At 63.8% G+C, this 21,035-nt stretch carries 15 protein-coding genes; all 15 read right to left on the reverse strand.

Annotated elements, in window-relative coordinates:
• Positions 1–112: 112 nt before the first annotated feature.
• Entirely contained in the window at positions 113–4,069 is a 3,957-nt protein-coding gene (locus tag BH683_RS17165) for a DNA-directed RNA polymerase subunit beta' (protein WP_084837481.1), read from the reverse strand.
• Positions 4,070–4,111: 42 nt separating this feature from the next.
• Positions 4,112–7,618: a DNA-directed RNA polymerase subunit beta gene (locus BH683_RS17170; RefSeq protein ID WP_210405233.1), complete on the reverse strand. Its 3,507-nt coding sequence runs from the start codon at positions 7,616–7,618 to the stop codon at positions 4,112–4,114.
• Between the two features lie 260 nt (positions 7,619–7,878).
• Positions 7,879–8,781, reverse strand: coding sequence for a hypothetical protein (locus tag BH683_RS17175; RefSeq protein ID WP_084837482.1), 903 nt, complete (start codon positions 8,779–8,781; stop codon positions 7,879–7,881).
• Complete coding sequence (locus BH683_RS17180; RefSeq protein WP_084837483.1) at positions 8,781–9,428, reverse strand: hypothetical protein; 648 nt, start codon at positions 9,426–9,428, stop codon at positions 8,781–8,783. Before BH683_RS17180 ends, BH683_RS17175 begins: the two co-directional genes overlap by 1 nt.
• A gap of 64 nt (positions 9,429–9,492) precedes the next feature.
• Complete coding sequence (locus tag BH683_RS17185) at positions 9,493–10,734, reverse strand: MCE family protein (RefSeq protein ID WP_084837484.1); 1,242 nt, start codon at positions 10,732–10,734, stop codon at positions 9,493–9,495.
• Positions 10,731–12,074: an MCE family protein gene (locus tag BH683_RS17190; RefSeq protein WP_084837485.1), complete on the reverse strand. Its 1,344-nt coding sequence runs from the start codon at positions 12,072–12,074 to the stop codon at positions 10,731–10,733. Before BH683_RS17190 ends, BH683_RS17185 begins: the two co-directional genes overlap by 4 nt.
• Positions 12,074–13,336, reverse strand: coding sequence for an MCE family protein (locus BH683_RS17195; RefSeq protein ID WP_084837486.1), 1,263 nt, complete (start codon positions 13,334–13,336; stop codon positions 12,074–12,076). Before BH683_RS17195 ends, BH683_RS17190 begins: the two co-directional genes overlap by 1 nt.
• Positions 13,336–14,370, reverse strand: coding sequence for an MCE family protein (locus BH683_RS17200; protein ID WP_084837487.1), 1,035 nt, complete (start codon positions 14,368–14,370; stop codon positions 13,336–13,338). Before BH683_RS17200 ends, BH683_RS17195 begins: the two co-directional genes overlap by 1 nt.
• A 28-nt stretch (positions 14,371–14,398) precedes the next feature.
• Positions 14,399–15,466: an MlaD family protein gene (locus tag BH683_RS17205; protein ID WP_084837488.1), complete on the reverse strand. Its 1,068-nt coding sequence runs from the start codon at positions 15,464–15,466 to the stop codon at positions 14,399–14,401.
• Positions 15,463–16,818 carry an MCE family protein gene (locus tag BH683_RS17210; protein ID WP_084837489.1) on the reverse strand — a complete coding sequence of 452 codons (1,356 nt, stop codon included), beginning with the start codon at positions 16,816–16,818 and terminating at the stop codon, positions 15,463–15,465. Before BH683_RS17210 ends, BH683_RS17205 begins: the two co-directional genes overlap by 4 nt.
• A gap of 3 nt (positions 16,819–16,821) precedes the next feature.
• Positions 16,822–17,679, reverse strand: a complete 858-nt coding sequence (locus BH683_RS17215) for an ABC transporter permease (protein ID WP_084837490.1) — start codon at positions 17,677–17,679, stop codon at positions 16,822–16,824.
• 10 nt (positions 17,680–17,689) lie between these two features.
• The gene (locus BH683_RS17220) at positions 17,690–18,496 is read right to left on the reverse strand and encodes an ABC transporter permease (protein ID WP_084837491.1); all 807 of its coding nucleotides are present in this window, start codon (positions 18,494–18,496) and stop codon (positions 17,690–17,692) included.
• On the reverse strand, positions 18,497–19,654 hold the full coding sequence (locus BH683_RS17225) for an ATP-binding cassette domain-containing protein (RefSeq protein WP_084837492.1): 1,158 nt from the start codon (positions 19,652–19,654) through the stop codon (positions 18,497–18,499).
• A gap of 400 nt (positions 19,655–20,054) precedes the next feature.
• Positions 20,055–20,438 carry a 50S ribosomal protein L7/L12 gene (rplL, locus tag BH683_RS17230; protein ID WP_030165235.1) on the reverse strand — a complete coding sequence of 128 codons (384 nt, stop codon included), beginning with the start codon at positions 20,436–20,438 and terminating at the stop codon, positions 20,055–20,057.
• A 63-nt stretch (positions 20,439–20,501) separates the two neighbouring features.
• Positions 20,502–21,035, reverse strand: a 534-nt coding sequence (gene rplJ, locus BH683_RS17235; RefSeq protein WP_084837493.1) for a 50S ribosomal protein L10, incomplete at its 5' end; no start/stop codon positions are given.

Genomic DNA, 21,035 nt, shown 5'->3' on the forward strand with positions numbered 1-21,035 from the left:
ACGCGCCAGGTACAACTGGCGCGTACGTCGGCAGGTGGCGCGAATTTGGCCTGTGCGTGACGCAAAAGCGGGCGCCCCCTCGAAAGGGGACGCCCGCTTTTGATGCGTTTACCTAGCGGTAGTCGCTGCTGAATCCGTAATCGTCCAGCGGGACAGCCGCACCCGACGGGGCACCGAAGGTGCCGTCCGGGCTGTAGTAGGTGTCGTCGTAGGACGGCACCGCGTACGCGGCTGCGCGGGCTTCTTCGGTCGGCTGCACCTGGATGTTCCGGTACCGGTTGATACCGGTTCCGGCCGGGATGAGCTTACCGATGATCACGTTCTCCTTGAGGCCGACGAGCTTGTCGCTACGGCTGTTGATGGCCGCATCGGTGAGCACGCGAGTGGTCTCCTGGAACGACGCCGCAGACAACCAGGACTCGGTCGCCAGCGATGCCTTGGTGATACCCATGAGCACCGGACGTCCGGCGGCGGGCTCGCCACCTTCGGCCACGACGCGACGGTTGGCCGCTTCGAACTCGGCACGCTCGGTGAGCGAACCGGGCAGGAACTCGGTGGCACCGGAGTCGATGATCGTCACGCGACGCAGCATCTGACGAACGATCGTCTCGATGTGCTTGTCGTGGATCGACACACCCTGGCTCCGGTAGACCTCCTGGACCTCGCCGACCAGGTGCACCTGCACCTGACGCGGCCCCATGATGCGCAGCACCTCGTGCGGATCGGCAGCACCTTCCATGAGCTGCTGACCGACCTCGATGTGGTCGCCGTCGGCGAGCAGACGCTCGCTGCCGTCGTCGTGCTTGAAGACACGCAGACGCTGACGCTTCGAGATCTTGTCGTAGACAACCTCTTCCGAGCCATCATCGGGTGTGATGGTCATCTTGTAGAAGCGATCGTCGTCTTCGAGACGGATGCGTCCGGAGACCTCGGCGATCGGGGCCTTGCCCTTGGGGACACGAGCCTCGAACAGTTCCTGCACACGCGGCAGACCACCGGTGATGTCGTCGCCGACGCCACCCTGGTGGAAGGTACGCATGGTCAGCTGGGTACCGGGCTCACCGATCGACTGAGCCGCGACGATACCGACGGCCTCACCGATGTCGACGAGCTTGCCGGTCGCCATCGAGCGGCCGTAGCAGGTGGCGCAGACGCCGGTGCCGGTGCTGCAGGTCAGGACCGAACGGACCTTGACCTGCGAGATGCCGGCCTCGAGCAGAGCCTCGATCGCGGGATCACCGAGATCGAATCCGCGCTCGATGATGACCTTGCCGTTCGCGTCGACCGCGTCGGTCGCCAACGTACGTGCGTACGTGGACGTTTCGACGTGGGCGTCACGGATGAGCGATCCATCGGACTGCTTCTCGGCGATGATCGTGTTGATACCACGCTCGGTGCCACAGTCGGTCTCACGCACGATGACGTCCTGCGATACGTCCACCAGACGACGGGTCAGGTAACCCGAGTCGGCGGTACGAAGCGCGGTGTCGGCCAGACCCTTACGGGCGCCGTGCGTGTTGATGAAGTACTCGGCAACGGTCAGACCCTCACGGAACGAGGACTTGATCGGGCGCGGGATGAACTCACCCTTCGGGTTGGTCACCAGGCCCTTCATGCCCGCGAGCGAGCGGATCTGGGTCATGTTGCCCGCGGCACCGGACTGCACGATCATCGGGATCGGGTTGTCGTCGGGGTAGTGACGCTCCATGTCGGCGCCAACCTCTTCGGTTGCCTGCTTCCAGATCTCCACCAAGGCATCCCGACGCTCTGCGCCGGTGAGGGCACCACGCTGGAACTTGCGCTCCAGGCCGTCGGCCCGCTCCTCGTACTTGTCGAGGATCGCTGCCTTGTCCGGCGAGACGAGCACGTCGGACATGGCGATGGTGACACCCGAACGGGTGGCCCAGTAGAAGCCGGCGTCCTTGAGCTTGTCGACTGTCTGCGCGACGACGATCATCGGGTAGCGCTCGGCCATGTCGTTGATGATCGTGGCCTGACGCTTCTTCGGCATCTGCTCGTTGACGAACGGGTAGTCGTTCGGCAGGAGCTCGTTGAACAGCACGCGACCGAGAGTGGTCTCGATGGTCCACGGGGTGCCGAACTTCCAGCCCTCCGGGTACTGAGCCCGCTCGATCTCGCGCGTCGGACGCTGGTGCGTCAGCCGAACCTTGATCGGAGCCTGCACACTGAGCAACCCACGGTCCACGGCCATCTGGGCCTCGGACGGAGTGGAGTACACACCGCGCTCGATGTCGTCGTTCGACGAAGCGGTGTACGCACCGATCGCGTCGTTCTTCAACGTGGTCAGGTGGAACAGACCGGTCACCATGTCCAGACGCGGCATGGCCAGCGGACGACCCGACGCAGGCGACAGGATGTTGTTCGAGGACAGCATCAGGATGCGGGCCTCGGCCTGTGCCTCGGCGCTCAGCGGCAGGTGCACTGCCATCTGGTCACCGTCGAAGTCGGCGTTGAACGCCTCACACACAAGCGGGTGGAGCTGGATGGCCTTGCCCTCGACGAGCTGCGGTTCGAACGCCTGGATACCCAGACGGTGCAGGGTCGGAGCACGGTTGAGCAGCACCGGATGTTCGGCGATGACCTCTTCGAGCACATCCCACACGGCGGGGCGCTGACGCTCCACCATCCGCTTGGCGGACTTGATGTTCTGTGCCTGGTTCAGGTCGACCAGACGCTTCATCACGAACGGCTTGAACAGCTCGAGAGCCATCAGCTTGGGAAGACCACACTGATGCAGCTTGAGCTGCGGGCCGACGACGATGACCGAACGGCCCGAGTAGTCGACGCGCTTGCCGAGCAGGTTCTGACGGAAACGACCCTGCTTGCCCTTGAGCAGATCGCTCAACGACTTCAGCGGGCGGTTACCCGGTCCGGTGACCGGACGACCACGACGGCCGTTGTCGAACAGTGCGTCGACGGACTCCTGCAGCATCCGCTTCTCGTTGTTGACGATGATCTCGGGAGCACCGAGGTCGATCAGTCGCTTGAGGCGGTTGTTGCGGTTGATCACGCGGCGGTACAGGTCGTTCAGGTCGGACGTCGCGAAACGGCCACCGTCGAGCTGGACCATCGGGCGCAGCTCCGGCGGGATCACCGGCACGGCGTCGAGGACCATGCCCAGCGGGGAGTTACCCGACTGGTGGAACGCTGCGACGACCTTCAGACGCTTGAGCGCACGGAGCTTCTTCTGCCCCTTGCCGTTGCGAATGGTGTCGCGCAGGATCTCGGCCTCGGCCGCGATGTCGAAGTCCTCGAGCAGACGCTTGATGGCCTCGGCACCCATCGCTCCGGTGAAGTACTCGCCGTAACGATCCTGGATCTCGCGGTACAGCTTCTCGTCGATGATCATCTGCTTGGGAGCAAGTTTCACGAACTTGTCCCAGATCTCTTCGAGATCGTCGAGGGCGCGCTGCGCGGTGTCGCGGATACGGCGCATCTCGCGCTCGCCGGCATCCTTGACCTTGCGGCGGGCATCGGCCTTGGCGCCTTCGCGCTCCAGCTCTGCCAAGTCCTCTTCGAGCTTCTTCGCGCGCTCTTCGAGGTCGGCGTCGCGGGTGTCAGCGACACCCTTCTTCTCGACCTCCATCTCGGCTTCGAGAGTGGACTTCTCGTTGTGACGCAGTTCGTCGTCGACAGCGGTGATCACATAGGCGGCGAAGTAGATGATCTTCTCGAGATCCTTCGGCGCCAGGTCGAGCAGGTAACCCAACCGGCTCGGCACACCCTTGAAGTACCAGATGTGGGTGACGGGAGCGGCCAGCTCGATGTGGCCCATCCGCTCACGACGCACCTTGGCGCGAGTGACCTCGACGCCGCAGCGCTCGCAGATGATGCCCTTGAAGCGGACACGCTTGTACTTGCCGCAGTAGCACTCCCAGTCCCGGGTGGGACCGAAGATCTTCTCGCAGAACAAGCCGTCCTTCTCTGGCTTGAGCGTGCGGTAGTTGATCGTCTCCGGCTTCTTCACCTCGCCGAAGCTCCAGTTATGGATGTCGTCGGCGGTGGCCAGGCCAATCTTCAGTTCATCGAAAAAGTTGACGTCGAGCACTATTTACCTTTCAGTAGCTCAGTCAGGAAAAGCGGAGAGTGATCAGTTGGCCAGGTCATCGACGGTGGCCGACTCGTTGCGCGACAGGTTGATACCCAGGTTGGCCGCAGCCCGCTCCAGGTCCTCGTCGTCGCCATCACGCATCTCGATGGCGGCACCATCGGAGCTGAGTACCTCGACGTTCAGGCACAGCGACTGAAGTTCCTTCAGCAGCACCTTGAACGACTCGGGGATACCCGGTTCCGGGATGTTCTCGCCCTTGACGATGGCCTCGTACACCTTCACGCGACCGACGACGTCGTCCGACTTGATGGTGAGCAGCTCCTGCAGCGTGTACGCCGCACCGTAGGCCTGCATGGCCCAGCACTCCATCTCGCCGAAACGCTGTCCACCGAACTGCGCCTTACCACCGAGCGGCTGCTGCGTGATCATCGAGTACGGCCCGGTCGAACGAGCGTGGATCTTGTCGTCGACCAAGTGGTGCAGCTTGATGATGTACATGTAGCCGACCGAGACCGGGTACGGGAACGGCTCGCCACTGCGACCGTCGAACAAGGTCGCCTTGCCGTCGGCGTTGACCATCACTTCACCGTCACGGTTGGGAAGCGTCGAGCCCAGCAGGCCGTTCAGCTCCGCATCCGTGGCGCCGTCGAACACCGGGGTGGCGGTGTTGGTGTCGGGTTCTGCCGAGAGCATGTCCTCGGGCAGTTTCGACGCCCACTCCGGAGTGCCTTCCGCGACGTTGATGTTCCAGCCGGTCTTGGCGATCCACCCGAGGTGGGTCTCCAGGATCTGACCGATGTTCATACGACGCGGCACACCGTGGGTGTTCAGGATGATGTCGACCGGGGTGCCGTCGGGCAGGAAGGGCATGTCCTCGGCAGGCAGGATCTTGCCGATGACGCCCTTGTTGCCGTGGCGGCCGGCGAGCTTGTCGCCGTCCTGGATCTTGCGCTTCTGGGCCACGTACACCCGGACCAGCTCGTTGACACCGGGAGGCAGATCGTCGTCGTCATCACGTGAGAACACGCGGATGCCGATGACCTTGCCGGTCTCACCGTGCGGAACCTTCAGCGAGGTGTCGCGAACCTCTCGCGCCTTCTCACCGAAGATGGCGCGCAGCAGACGCTCTTCCGGGGTCAGCTCGGTCTCGCCCTTCGGCGTGACCTTTCCGACCAGGATGTCGCCGTCACGAACCTCGGCACCGATGCGGATGATGCCGCGCTCGTCGAGATCGGCGAGCACCTCATCGGAGACGTTCGGGATGTCCCGGGTGATCTCCTCGGCACCGAGCTTGGTGTCGCGGGCGTCGATTTCGTGCTCTTCGATGTGAATCGAGGTGAGCACGTCCTCTTCGACCAGACGCTGGCTCAGGATGATCGCGTCCTCGTAGTTGTGGCCTTCCCACGGCATGATCGCCACGAGCAGGTTCTTTCCGAGGGCCATCTCACCCTGATCGGTGCAGGGTCCGTCGGCCAGGACCTGGCCGGTTTCCACGCGCTGACCCTCGTCCACGATCGGACGCTGGTTGGCACACGTGCCCTGGTTCGAGCGGGCGAACTTGCGCATCCGGAACGTGTCCCGGGTGCCGTCGTCCGCCATCACGGTGATGTAGTCGGCCGAGACCTCTTCGACCACGCCGGACTTCGCCGAGATGATCACGTCACCGGCGTCGACAGCAGCACGCAGCTCCATGCCGGTACCGACCAGCGGGGACTCGCTGCGCACCAGCGGCACCGCCTGACGCTGCATGTTCGCGCCCATCAGGGCACGGTTGGCATCGTCGTGCTCGAGGAACGGGATCATGGCCGTCGCGACGGACACCATCTGGCGCGGGCTGACGTCCATGTACTGGACATCGGTGATCGGGACGTACTCGATCTCCGAGCCCTTCTTACGGACCATGACGCGATCGTCGGTGAACCGGTTGTCGGCACCGATCGGCGAGTTCGCCTGGGCCACGAGGTAGCGGTCTTCCTCGTCGGCGGTCAGGTAGTTGACCTCGTCGGTGACGGTTCCGTCGACGACCTTGCGGTACGGGGTCTCGATGAAGCCGAACGGGTTGACCCGCGCGTACACCGACAGCGAACCGATCAGGCCGATGTTCGGGCCTTCCGGGGTCTCGATCGGGCACATGCGGCCGTAGTGCGACGGGTGGACGTCGCGGACTTCGAGGCCGGCACGCTCACGGGACAGACCACCGGGGCCCAGCGCCGACAGGCGGCGCTTGTGGGTCAGACCCGACAGCGGGTTGTTCTGGTCCATGAACTGCGACAGCTGCGAGGTTCCGAAGAACTCCTTGATCGCGGCGACCACGGGACGGATGTTGATCAGGGTCTGCGGCGTGATGGCCTCGACGTCCTGGGTCGTCATACGTTCGCGAACGACGCGCTCCATGCGGGACAGGCCCACGCGGATCTGGTTCTGGATGAGCTCACCGACGGTACGGAGACGACGGTTGCCGAAGTGGTCGATGTCGTCGACCTCAACAGGGACCTCGACGCCACCGGGCACGGTCATCGTGGTGGTGATGTTGGGATCGGCCTCGTGCAGACGCACCAGGTACTCGACCGTCGCGACGATGTCCTCTTCGGTCAGCACCGGGGCGCCGGCCATCGGGTTCTCGACGAGGCCGAGCTTCTTGTTGACCTTGTAGCGGCCCACCTTGGCCAGGTCGTAGCGCTTCTCCTTGAAGAACAGGTTCTCCAGCAGGGTCTGCGCGGACTCCTTCGTGGGGGGCTCGCCCGGACGCAGCTTGCGGTAGACCTCGAGCAGCGCCTCGTCGGTGCCGGCGGTGTTGTCCTTCTCCAGCGTCGACATCATGATCTCGGAGAAGCCGAAGCGCTCTTCGATCTGCTCCTTGGTCCAGCCGAGGGCCTTGAGGAGCACCGTCACCGACTGGCGACGCTTGCGGTCGATGCGGACACCGACGGTGTCGCGCTTGTCGACGTCGAACTCGAGCCAGGCGCCACGGCCCGGGATGACCTTGACGCTGTGCAGCGTCTTCTCGGTCGTCTTGTCGATGTTGGCGTCGAAGTACACACCGGGGCTACGCACCAACTGGCTCACGACGACACGCTCGGTGCCGTTGATGACGAAGCTGCCCTTGTCGGTCATGATCGGGAAGTCGCCCATGAAGACGGTCTGCGACTTGATCTCGCCGGTGTTGTTGTTGATGAACTCCGCGGTGACGAACAGCGGAGCCGCGTACGTCATGTCCTTGTCTTTGCACTCTTCGACCGAGGCCTTGACCTCGTCGAACCGAGGGTCGGAGAAGGACAGCGACATGGACCCGGAGAAGTCTTCGATCGGAGACAGTTCGGTGAGGATGTCCTCCAGACCGCCGGTAGGGTTTGCATCGCCGCGAGATGCAGCGCGCTCACGCCATTCCGCGGACCCGACCAGCCATTCGAAGGACTCGAGCTGCACATCAAGCAGTCCGGGTACTTCAAGGGGCTCGCTGAGCTTTGCGAACGAGGCGCGCCGAGGCGCACCTGGAATGGTTGAGGTGGACTGGCGGGAGACTGCCAAGATATGTCCTTCCAACACGAATTACTCGTAGTGCCTAGGTGGTGTTTCGCTGCTGTACGACCTGGTCAACGGCGATCACCCGAGGCACCACGTTTGTGTGGTCGGAAGGTGAAATCGTGAGGTGGACAGGAGGCAGCCAGCGCAACGTCCAACTGTACCAGAAAAAGGGCGCACGTAAACAACCCCTTTTGGTTACTGCGAACAGACTGCAACCAAGATGGCCCGGCGTCAAGAGGAACGCGCGGATCGGGCGATAAAAAAAGTCTGCGGGCTCGGGCTCAGAAATCAGAGATGCGGCTGATGAGCCATTGCCCGTCGACCTTCTGCAGTCCGACGTCCACACGCGCGAGATTGGGAGTGCCCAGCACCGCAACGCCCTGCTGGGTGTTGCTCAGCACGAAGGTGCCGATCACGTTGGCGCGGGTGTCGTCCATGTTGCTGATCCCGATGAGGTCGACCTTGCACTCCGCGCCCTGTCCGGTCTGGGTGGCCAGATCGCGGTTGGCCTGCAGGTACTCGTTGAACTCGTTGATGTACTCACCCGTCAGCGCCGCCTTGGCCCGCGCAGCCCAGTCGTCGAACTTCACCGGGTCGACACCCAGGACCGTGCACATCCGCTCGCCGGCCTGCGCCTTGAGCTCGCTGGTGGCCGCGGCATCGAGAAAGGCGTCGTTCGACTCGGTCTTCGCACCCGGCTTGAACGCGAGTACGACGGCCAGAACCGCGAACACCACGGCCACTGTTGCCACCGCGGCGACCTTGCGCCAGGTCAGGAATCCACTGCGAGCGCCGGGCGCCGCCGCAGCCTTCGCTGCCGGACGCCCTTTTGTGCCGGCCACACTCTCATCGGCGCGGCCGGGCTTCTTCAACGATGCGCCCTTGGCCACCGGCCGGCTCTTGCGGTCGCCCTTGTCGAGTGACACGGTGTCGTCGGCACTGGCGGTCGACGGCTCCGCGACGTCTGCCGCTTTCGCCTCGTCGGTTGCCAGGTCGTCAGTTGCCACGTCGTCGGGTGCCCCGGCGGCCGCCTGGTCGGTCTCGACGACGGGCTCGACTGCTGCGCTCTCGGCGGCCTCGTCCTCGGCGCGCACCTTGCCCTTTGCCGGGCCACTACCTGCGATACGGATCTTGCCGCGCGGGCCGGCTGGTCTGCCGGGCCTGCGGGGTGGCTGGTTGGTCATCAGTTTCCTCCCGGCGCGGTGGTGGCGGGTGCGGGAACCGCAGAGGGGTCGGCGGGCGCGGGTGCACCGGCCGGGTCCTGCAGCGCAAACGCATCGAGAGGCTGGATGTCAGAGGCCTTCCATGCGCCGTCGACCTTGCGGACTCCCACCGAGAAACCCGACTGCAGGGTCACCGGATCTTGATTCGCCACCGAACGCACCGACTCGACGTAGACGATCACCTTCGCCGTCTCGTCTTCTTTGTTGAACTCCACGACCCCGCTACGGACGATCGACGACGTCAGCTTCGCCGACGCCCCACCGTTCGCCTCACCTTCGGCGACCAGTTGCTGGAACGTCTCCGGCGTCACCTGATTCGCCGCCTCGTCGACGAGCGACGAGTTGAGCTGTTCCCGGTACGCGGTCATGTTCGCGGGATCGATGTTGGTGACGTTCAGCATCACCTGCTCGGCACCGTCCTGGGCGTCGTCGCGGGCCTGCTGCGTGGCCTGGACGTTGAACTTGGCGTCGTACCACTGGTATCCGAAGACGCCGGTGCACACCACTGCGGCTACGAGTCCGACCACCGCCAGGGCAGCCGAGATCCGCAACCACAGCCGTTGCGAACCGAGACGTCGCTGTCGGCCGGGCTTGGGTTTGTCAGTCATCGCCCGCCCAAGGTACACACGCCGCCTGAGAGGTCGATCCCCGCCGCCTGCGCCGCCACCCAGATCACTTGTCGCGCACACCCAGAAGGAACGCGATCTGTTCCGCAATGGGGTTGAGGTTGAGGGTGTCGGGCATCTTCTTCGGGTTGTCGTCCCACGGTTGCGGGATGTTCGGATTCGAGTAGACAGAGCGGGCGGCACCGCGAACATCGGTCGGATTTCCCTGCGCGACAGTACATTTCGCGTCGGTGTTGAACGGGAAGTCGTCGTAGTTGATGTCGAAGTCGGGGTTCTTCCGCTTCTCCTCGGCGATGATCTCCTCGGTGCTCTCGTAGCCGAGCGTGCACGCGGGAGGGTTGTTCACCTCGAGCACGATGCCGAAGTGAATGGTGCCGTCGCCCGGTGCCGGGCTGTAGCTACCGCTGGAGAGCGCCGACAGCAGCGCCAGGGACGGGCTCACCGCGAAGAACGTGGGCGAGATCGTCCGGACGTCTTCGGCGAGGTTACGGACGACAGTGGTGATGTCGCCGCCGCTGTCCTGCAGCAGCCGGGAGATCTGCGTGGCACTGGTCGTGCCGGTCGTGAGCAGCCTCCGGATGGCTGGATCGGAAGCCTGCAGGGTCTGGGTGATCAACTGCAGGTTGCTCGACCACGCGAGGATCTCGTCCGACTGTTCGGCCTGCGTCCCGAGCACCACATCACTGTTCTGGATCAGCGAGATGGTCTGGGGCAGGTTGTCCACCCCGGCCTGGGACAGGTTGGCCAGCGAGTCGATCAGCGACCGCAGGTTGTCCGCGTTGCCGTTGAACGCATTGCCCAGCTCGGTCACCACCGTGGTCAGGTCCTCCACCGGGATCGAGTCGGTGAAGTCGACCGCCGACTTGAGAACCCCGTCGAGCGCGGGCGGGGTGTCGGTGTTGGTGATGACGGAATTGTTCTTCAGGTACGGGCCCTCGTTGCTCGTCGGGCGCAGATCGACGTATTGCTCGCCGATCGCCGACCGGTTCGCGACGACAGCCATCGCCGAGTCGGGGATCTTCGGGCCGTCGGAGTCGAGGACCAGGGCCACTTCGACACCGTCCGGCAAGAGCGTGAGCGCACCGACGCGGCCGACCGGCACACCCTGATAGGTGACCTCACCGTTGGTGAAGATGCCGCCGGAATCGGAGAACTCGGCCTTCACCGTGTACGAGCCGATACCGACGAGACGATCGAGCTTGGCGTACGTGGCACCGACATAGACGATGGCGACCACACCGACGATCACGAAGATGACGAGCTGCCACTTGACCAGTTTCGAGATCACGGGGCACCCCCAGGCTGCGTCGTCGTGGATTGGGTCCCCGCGGTCTGCCCGACTGCTCCGGAGAGCAGCGCGAGGGGGGCCTGCAGGAAGCTGTGCTCAGCGCGGTCTTCGGGCATCAGCGCGTACTGCCCACCCGACGGCGGGGTGTTGGGCCCCGGCCTCGCGTTGGGCAACGGCAGCAGGGTGATCGTCGGCCACCCGAGCCGCGGTCCGTTGCCGTTGTAGTACGGGTTCTTCGGGTCGATGACCGGCAGCGGACCCGTCTTGGGCGGGCTGTACACCGGTTCACCTTGACCGACACCGAGCGCCTCGAGCTGGTTGAGCAACCGCAGGTCGAGATTGGCGAACAGGTTGGTCGAGTCACCCTTCACACCGGGCAGCAGAGCATCCGGGAACGGGTAGGTGAACAGCAGCGGCGAAGCGGTGATCAGATCCGGTGCCGCACCGGCGAGTGCCTGCAGAGTCGGCCGCAGCGCCTTGAGATCGGTGATGATCTCTTCGCGGGCGGTTCCGAGCACCTGCACGCCCACCTGACCGAGTCGGTCGACCTGCTGCAGCATGGTCACGAGCTGTGGCCGCTGCTCTTCGAGAACGGCGATACCTCGCGGCAGCTCGTCGAGAACCCGGTTGATCTGGTCGGTCTGACTACGCGCACGGTTCGACAGCTTGTCGAGACCGTCGAGTGCGGAGACGATGTTCTCTTTTTGCTCGTCGAGACCGCTGATCAGCCGGGCAGTCTCGTTGAGCAGTCCCTTGACCTCGCTCTCGCGGCCTTCGAGGGCATCGTTCAGCTCGTCCACGATCGGCTTGAGCTGGTTGAGGCCGCCGCCGTTGAGCAGCAGCGACAGTGCTCCGAGGACCTGCTCGACGTCGGTCGCGGTGCGGGTCCGGCAGTCGGGCGCCCCCACCTCGGGACAGCCGATGACCTGGGCGGGGTTCTGGCGCGGCAGGTCGGCGTTCTTTTCAGGGTCTTCGAGTGCGACGTACTTCTCACCCAGCAGGTTGGTCTGCTGGACCTCGGCCATGGCCTTGTCGGACAGGTCGACGCTGTTCTGTACCTCGATGGCGACCTCGGCCGTCCACTGGTCCGGCGCGACCTTGATCTCGGTGACGCGTCCGACCTGGATGCCGTTGAACTTCACCGTCGCCTGCGGAACCAGATCCAGGACGTCGGTGAACTGCAGCTTGTAGGTTCGCGGGTTGTCGCCGAGCGACACCCCACCGGGCAGCGGAACCGACTGCAGACCTTGTGTCCCGCAACCGGCGATCGCGATGACCGCAGCCCCGATCATGGCGGCGGCACCGGCCTTGCGCACCGTCGCGCGTCTGGGTGATCTCATCAGTTCTCACCCTCCAGTCCTGGATCGGGAGTGCCCGGCACCGTCCCCGGGACGGGGCCACTGCGCTGTTGGTTCTCGGTACTGAAGATGCCGAAGGGCAGGTTCAGGGTCGGTGTCTTGATGCCGTCCTGGATCTGGTCGGCAACGTTGGTGCACTGGTCGATGAGCGGTCGCAGCGTCTTGCTGAACTCCACGAACGCAGGATCGCCCGGCTTGAGCTGTCCCAGATCGAGCAGCCCACACTGTGCTCCCAGCAGGTCCTGCAGTTCCGGCAGCGTCAGGTGCAGGTCGAGGGTTCCCGACTCCGCGTTGTACGCGTTCACCAGGTTCGACAGGGCCAACGGCAGCGACGTCAGGATCTCTTTCTGGTATTCCTTCGTGTCCACCAGGGTCTGGGTGGTCGGGATGAGCTCGTTGACCCGCGCGCCCAGGGACTCTCGGTTGTCCTCGACGAATCCGGCGACGTCACCGAGGGCGATCGACAACTTGTCCAGGGCGGTCCCGAGTTGGTCGCGCTCACCGGCGAGGAACGTCGTGAAATCAGCCATCTGTGTGTTGAACCGGCGCACCTGCGCGTCGTTGCGGGCAAGCATTCCGACGAAGCTGTCGAGGTTCTTGATCGTGTCGACCAGATTTCCCCGGGACTCGTTCAGGGTGTTCGCAGCCTTGGACAGGCCGCTGATCGTCTCGTTGAGCGCCTCGCCGTTGCCGGCCAGGTTCTCTGCACCCGTGGTCACCAGTTCCGAGACGGCCCCGTTCTTGTTGGCGCCCTCCGGTCCCAGCGAGTCCGACAACTTCTGCACCGAGGCGTAGAGCTCGTCGACCTCGACCGGAACCATCGTCTTGTCGAGTTGGAGTGTGAAGTCCTGCGGCGCCTTCGGCCCACGAACGTAGACCGGGGTCAGCTGTACGTAGCGGTCTGCGACCACGGACGGGGTCACCTGGACGGCACCCACATCCTTCGGCAGCGAGACGTCACCTTGCACGGTCATCTCGACCTTCACACGCTCACCCTCGGGGGTGACCTTGTTGACCGTGCCCACCGGCACGCCGAGAACCCGTACGTCGCTGCCGTCGTAGATGCCGACGCTGCTCTGGAAGTACGCCGTGATCTTGGTGGCGGTGACCCGCTGGAACACCCACCACAGAGACCCGGCGACGAGCAGGGCGAGGATCAGCCCGATCACCAGGAACACGATGTGCCGCGGCGTGAACCACCGGCCCGGTCCGCGGGTGTCCTGCATGTTGCTTGCCGACGTCATCATTGTCCGGCCACCGTTCCGCCACCGTTCGCCAGTTGCTCCTGCTGAACAGGGAGTCGAGTCGTGTTCTGCTGCGGCAGTGCCGGTGGAAGCAGGTTCGTCACCACGGAATCGAACCAGCGACCGCTACCCAGCACGTTGGCGTACAGGCGATAGAACGGTGCCATGTACGTCAGCGATTGGCGGAGATTCTCGTTCTGGTCGTTGAGGATCTCGATCACCTGGCGCAGGGTCTCCAGTGTGGGACCGATCTGCTCCTGGTTGTCCTTGACGATTCCCGTCAACGTGTCCGACAGCGTGATGGTGCTCGAGAGCAGTACCGAGATCGCCTGCTGCCGATTGTTCAATTCCCCGAGCAGCTCGCCCGCACCGGAGATCAGTCGTTCGAACTCCTGGTTGCGGTCCGCCAGCAGCTTCGAGGTGTCGGCGGTGGCCGCGAGCAGTTCCTGCACCTTCTGGTCACGACTCGCGATGGTCTCCGAGAGGCGGGTGAGGCCGTCGAGTGACGACCGGAGATCCGCCGGGGTCCCGGAGAACGCGTCCGACAACGTCCGCATGCTGGTTGCCAGCTGATTGGTGTCGAGTTCCTCGACCTGATCGGCGGCATCGGAGAACGCCTCGATGACGTCGTAGGGCGACGTGGTGCGTTCGAGCGGGATGACCTTCTTCGGATCCGCCAGTTCATTGCCCGCGGGGTCGAGGGCAATGTACTTCTGGCCCAGCACCGTCTTGATCTGGATCGACGCCGACGTCTGGTTGCCGATCCAGGCCTTGTCGACCTGCATGTCGACCCGTACGCGGTCGCCCTTCAGCTCGACTTTGCGAACGTTGCCGACCTTGACGCCGGCGACCCGGACCTCGGCGCCGGATTGCAGGCCGGCCGCCTCGGAGAAGTCGGCCTTGTAGATGATGCCCGCGCCGATCAACGGCAGGGACTGCAGAAAGAACGCCGACGTCGACAACATCAGCAGGATCAAGATGCCGATGAATCCGATGGTGACAGGACTGCGTTTGATGGTTCGTCGATCGGTCATGCGGTCACCCCCCTGGTCGTCGTGTTGGTCACGGTGGATCCTCGTTCGCCCAGCAGCGTGTCGCTGCGCTCGTGTACAGGACGTGGTTGATGTCCGGCAGTGGGATCAGCGGCTGAGTGAGCAGGTTGCTCTGACCGTTCCCCGCCGTGACGTCCAGACCACAGAGATAGAACTGGAACCATGAACCGAAGGTCGCTGCACGACCGATCTTCTGGAGCTTGATCGGCAGGGTGGTCAGCGTCTGCTTGATCTCGTCCTGCCGTTCGACGACGGTCTGTCCCAGATCGTTCAGTGCTGCGATCGATCCCTGGATGGCGGGCCGGGTCGGCTGCAGGATCGAGGCGGTCACGGCCGTCAGGTTGGACAGTGACGTGATGGCCGATCCGACCGACTCCTTCTGGTTCGCCAGACCGGTCACGAACTTCTCGGTGTTCGTCAACAGCTGGGTGAACTGGTCGTCGTGCTCGTTCAGGTTCTTCAGGACGACGTTCAGGTTGTCGATCAGCTGCCCGATGACCTGATCGCGGTCCGCGATCGTGTTCGTCAGGCTCGCGGTGTCGCGGACCAGTTCGGAGATGGTTCCGCTCTCACCCTGGAAGACCTTGATGATCTCGGCCGACAACTTGTTCACGTCGTCCGCGGTCAACTGCTGGAACAGCGGCCGGAAGCCGTTGAACAGTTCGGTGAGATTGATCGCCTCGGTGGTCTGGGACAGGCCGATCGTCGTCCCGCCCCCGATGGTGTCGGCGGTGTCGCCCGGCCCCTTCTCGAGTGAGAGGTAGCGCTGACCGGTCAGGTTACGGAGTTTGATAGCGATCCGGACACCGGCTGGGAGTTCACCGCGGTCCACCGAGAAGGCCACTTCTGCCTTGTCGCGATCGACGATCTTGACGCCACTGACCTGACCGACACGGACACCGGCGATCCGGACGTCGTCGCCCGGTGCCACCTGCGTGGCGTCGGTGAACACGGCCTTGAAGTCCGTGCCGCCACCGGCGCCGCCGTTGGCGACGGCGAACCCGAGGACTGCGGTGGCGAACACCGTGACGACCGCGAAGATGATCAGCTTGATGAGCGGTCCGACCAAACTCTTCATCGGATGCTCACCTGCTGTCCCTGCACGGTGGGAGCCGCGATCAAACCGATCCAGCTGGGCACTTCTGCCGGCTCCTTACCCGCCGCGGCGGCGACGATGGCCTGTATCTGCAGCTTGTTCCTCGGATCGCTGTAGTTGGTGGCGGGCTCCTGAGCCTGTGCGGAGGTGCCGTCGGGCATCGCCGAGTACTGCGGCTCCGGGAGCGTGGGGACGTTACGGGGTCCGGCGTTGCGGGACGGCGGCTGGTACGAGCCGTCGTTGACCGAGCCCGCGGGGTACTGCGGGAAAGGCCTGCCGTTGCTGGGCTGCGCGTAACAGATCGGTCCACGTTCGTCGAACAGCCGTGGCTCGTCCTGGTTGGGCAGGTACCGGCCGCGTGGGTTGACGAACTGCAGGTTGACCCGCACGCCAGGGTTCTCGGTCCCGGCGCCGGTGATCACGTTGGCCTCGGGTACCAATCCGGCGAAGTTCTTGAACGTGCAGCCGAACGCCGGTGACTGCTTCGCCAGTGCCGTCAGCAACGGCTCGGACTGGATGGCCAGGTCGACCAGGTCTCGACGGTTGGTCTCGAGGAACCCGGTGCCATCGATCGCCACCTGGGTGACCGCCGCGATCACTGTGCGTAGATCGCCCTGGCGCTCGACCAGGGTGTTGGTCGTGGTGCGCAGGGTGTCGAGCGAGTCGATGAGGTCGGGCAGCGCTTCGGAATACGTCTGCGAGAAGCTGGCGAGACCGCGCAGGGTGCCCTGGAGTTCGGGCATGTTCTCGTTGATCCCCTTGAAGACGGTGTTGAGCTGCTCGAACGACGCGCCGAGGCGCTCACCGTTGCCCGCCAGCGCCTTCGACAGCGCGGACAGGGTCACGTTCAGGTCGGCAGGCGGGATCGCATCGAGCACGGGCAGCAGCTGATCGAACAGCTCCTGCAGTTCGACGGCGTTGCCGGACTTGTCCTCGTCGATCGTCGAACCATTGCTCAAGTGATCGCCCTTGTTGCCCTCTTGGCCGTCCGGGATCTGCAATGCCACGTACCGCTCACCGAACAACGTCTTCGGCAGGATGCGGGCCGTCGTGTCGGTCGGCAGCAAGTCCACCTTGTCCGGCTGCAGACCCAGGGTGACGACCACCGAGCCGTCTTCCAGGTTCGGCTCCACGCTGCGCACCTCACCGACGATGAGTCCGCGAGCCTTGACGTCGGCATTGTTGGGCAGCGCGTTGCCCGCGGAGGTCGTTTGCAGCTTCACGTCGACGAACTTCGTGAACGACTTGTTGTACTGCATGATCGTCAGCGTCAGGAACAGCGCGACCACCAGGAAGAACACCAGACCGAGCGCCCGGCGTTTGAGTGCCTGCATCGATCAGCCCCCCACTCTGACGGACGTCGTGGTGCCCCAGATGGCCAGACCGAGGAAGAAGTCGAGGACCGCGATGATCACCAGAGCTGCGCGAACGGCGTGCCCGACCGCCACGCCGACGCCGGCGGGACCGCCCGTGGCGTAGTAGCCGTAGTAGCAGTGCACGAGGATGATCACGAACGCAAAGATCATGACCTTGCCAAACGACCACAGCACATCTGCAGGTGGCAAGAAGAGATTGAAGTAGTGGTCGTAGGAACCGGAGGATTGGCCGGTGAACTGCGTGGCTATCAGTCGGGACGCGAAGTAGGCCGACAGCAAACCGAGCACGTACAGCGGGATGACCGCGATGAAGCCGGCGAGTACGCGGGTGGTCACGAGGAACGGGATCGACGGCACGGCCATCGTCTCGAGCGCATCGATCTCCTCCGAGATGCGCATGGCGCCGAGCTGGGCGGTGAAGCCACAGCCGACCGTTGCCGAGAGCGCGAGGCCGGCGACGAGTGGCGCGACCTCACGGGTGTTGGCGTATGCGGCGAGGAAGCCTGTCAGCGCCTGCGAACCCAACTGGTCCAGCGCGTTGGCACCCTGCAGTCCGACCACGACACCCGTGAATCCGGACATCAGGACCATGACGCCGATGGTGCCGCCGATGACCGCGAGGCCACCGGACCCGAAAGCGACCTCGGCGAGCAGCCGGAGCAGCTCCTTGGGATAACGGCGGATGGTGCGCGGAGACCATCCGATGGCGCGTCCGTAGAACGACATCTGGTCGCCCGCGCCGTCCAGAACGCGTAGCGGGACACGCGCGATTTTGCCTGCGCGATAACCGATGTCCCCTCGGCCTTTGGCGATCGTCACCCTTGTTCTCCTATGAACCCTTGGCCGGAACGATCTGCAAGTAGACCGCAGTGATGATCAAGTTCGCAAAGAACAACAACAAGAAGGTGATGACGACGCCCTGGTTGACCGCATCACCCACACCCTTGGGTCCACCACCGGGGTGAAGTCCCTTGTACGCCGCCACGACCCCGGCGATCACACCGAAGACCGCAGCTTTGAGCAACGCCACGTAGAGATCTGGCAACTGCGCCAGCGCGCTGAACGAAGCCAGATAGGCACCCGGGGTGCCGCCTTGGACGATCACGTTGAAGAAGTAACCACCACCGATGCCGACCACCGAGACCAGACCACAGAGAAGAACGGCCACCAGGATCATGGCCAGCACGCGCGGGACCACCAGACGCTGAACGGGATTGATGCCGAGGACTTCCATGGCATCGATCTCTTCACGAATGGTTCGGGACCCGAGGTCGGCCGTCACCGCAGAGCCTGCAGCACCGGCCACGAGTAGTGAGGTCACCAGGGGCGCGCCCTGCTGGATCACCACCAGGACGCTCGCCGCACCGGTGAACGATTCGGCGCCGAGCTGCCGAATCAGCGAACCGGTCTGCAGGGACACGATCGCACCGAAGGGGATCGCGACCAGTGCGGTCGGCAGAATCGTCACACTGGCGATGAACCATGCCTGCTGGATGAACTCGCGCCATTGAAATGGACGCACAAAGGTCTGGCGCGCGACGTCGACGAACAGCTGGACTATGTTGCCCGTCTGGGACAACGCCCCAGAGCCAGCCTTCGAAACCTTGTCGACGCCACGTGTGGTGGCACTTGTCATTTAGAGAGCCTTGTCACCGGCGCGATATGCGGGGAACTGTTCGGTCTGGGCATCGGAGCCCTGGTAGGAAGACTGCTGCTGAGTCTCTTCGTATCCGGAATTGGAACCCGAGCCGACCCCCACCGGCTGCTGCTGGGTCTTGCGGTAGGCCTCGCGCTGATTCTCCTGCGCGGCGTCCTCGACCTCGAAGCTCTCCTCGATCGCACGCTGCGCGGGCTCGGGCAGGGTGTGCAGGATCTCCCGCACACGGGCCTGACGACGACCGACAGCCTTACGCTCGGGCAGACCCGGCGTCGCCTGCAGTTGCGGGACGATGCCGCGGACATCTTCGGCGGTACCACCATCGGAGTGCCCGGCGTCGACCATCTCCTGCTCACGCTTCTGCTGCGCGTCGTCCTTCTCCTCCGACATACCGATGGGTCCGATACGACGACCGTTCAAGAACTGCTCGACCACCGGCTCATCGGAGGTCAACAGCACCTCACGCGGTCCGAACATCACCAGTTCCTTACGGAACAGCATCCCGATGTTGTCCGGGACCGTACGAGCGACCTGGATATTGTGGGTCACGATCAAGATCGTGGCATCGATCTGGGCGTTGATGTCGATCAACAACTGCGACAGGTATGCCGTACGCACCGGATCCAGACCCGAGTCCGGCTCATCGCACAAGATGATCTGCGGATCGAGCACCAAAGCGCGGGCCAGGCCGGCGCGCTTGCGCATACCACCGGAGATCTCACCGGGGAGCTTGTTCTCCGCACCGGTCAAACCCACCAGCTCGATCTTGTCCATCACGATCTGACGGATCTCGTCTTCCTTCTTCTTCGTGTGCTCACGAAGCGGGAAAGCGATGTTGTCGAACAAACTCATCGACCCGAACAGCGCACCATCCTGGAACAGCACACCGAACAGCTTGCGGATCTCATACAGCTCACGCGAAGAACACTTCGTGATATCGGTGCCATCGACGATCACCGAACCCTGCTCCGGATGCAGCAAACCGATCAACGACTTGAGGAACACCGACTTACCCGTACCCGACGGGCCCAGCAGCACACTCACCTCACCCATCGGGAGAGTCAGCGAGACATCCCGCCAGATGTTCTGCGACCCGAACGACTTCGTAAGCCCCTCAACACTGACCTCAACACCCACTGAAATGTCCCTCCAAAACGAAGTCCGCCCCCGTGCGGAGCCTGTGGTTCGGCTCACTCTAACCCACTTGGCGTGACGAATATACGCGCCGTCGCCGTTTCTCAGGTTCACGGTTCTCCCGAGGTCGTGCTGGGTCGGGCGAGCCGTACGGGTTGTTGCTGGTAGACCCAGATCCGCGGTTACTCGGGAGTAACTTACGTTATGCCCAAAAGTTTTTTTCGCGCCCTGATCTTGATCGGTACGAAAACCTACTAGCCGGTAACCTCCGGGGGCAACTGGGCCCCTGAGCGGGCCTGTGCGGGCGGCGTCCGGGGCCGCCTATATAGAGGCCCCGAGACAGCACGATGGCCCGCAGCAAACGCTGCGGGCCATCGTGGAGAGTAGAGCGAAGAAAACGGTCTTACTTGACCGAAACCTTGGCGCCGGCCTCTTCGAGCTTGGTCTTGGCTGCCTCGGCGGCATCCTTGTCGATCTTCTCGAGGATCGCCTTGGGAGCGGACTCGACGAGATCCTTGGCTTCCTTCAGACCCAGTCCGGAGACGACCTCGCGGACGACCTTGATGACCTGGATCTTCTTGTCGCCGGCCGACTCGAGCACGACGTCGAACTCGTCCTGCTCGACAGCAGCTTCAGCAGCGGCCGGTGCACCGGCAGCGGCGACGGCGACGGGAGCAGCAGCGGTGACCTCGAAGACCTCTTCGAACTTCTTCACGAAGTCGCTGAGTTCCAGCAGGGTCAATTCCTTGAACTGATCGATGAGCTCGTCAGCGGAGAGCTTTGCCATGTGGGCAATCCTTTCGTTCTTTCCTCGGTCGCAAGGTGACGCGACCAGGGAGGTGTGGGGGTTTTATTCGGCCGCTTCTGCGGGTGCGACCGCGGCTTCTTCGCCGCCGGAGGCAGCTTTCTTTTCCTGCAGTGCGGCCGCAAGACGTGCGACCTGGGAAGCGGGCTGGTTGAACAGACCCGCAGCCTTTGCCAAGTTGCCCTTCATGGCACCGGCGAGCTTTGCAAGGAGCACCTCACGGGTTTCGAGGTCAGCGATCTGATTGACCTCGTCCACGGACAGCGCGCGGCCGTCCATGAATCCGCCCTTGATGATGAGGGCCTTGTTGTCCTTGGCGAAGTTCTTGATCGCCTTGGCCGCCACGACGGGTTCACCTTCGATGAAGGCAATCGCGGTGGGACCAGTGAACAGCTCGTCCAGACCGGCCACGCCCGCATCAGCAGCAGCGCGCTTGACCAGGGTGTTCTTGGCGACGGAGTAAACAGCACCTTCGCCCAGTGAGCGACGCAGCTCCGAGATCTGCTTGACGGTCAGACCACGGTATTCCGTGACGACTGCCGCAGTGGCTCCCTTGAACTGCTCGGTGATCTCCGCAAC

This window comes from Williamsia sp. 1138, assembly GCF_002095435.2.
Lineage (GTDB): Bacteria > Actinomycetota > Actinomycetes > Mycobacteriales > Mycobacteriaceae > Williamsia.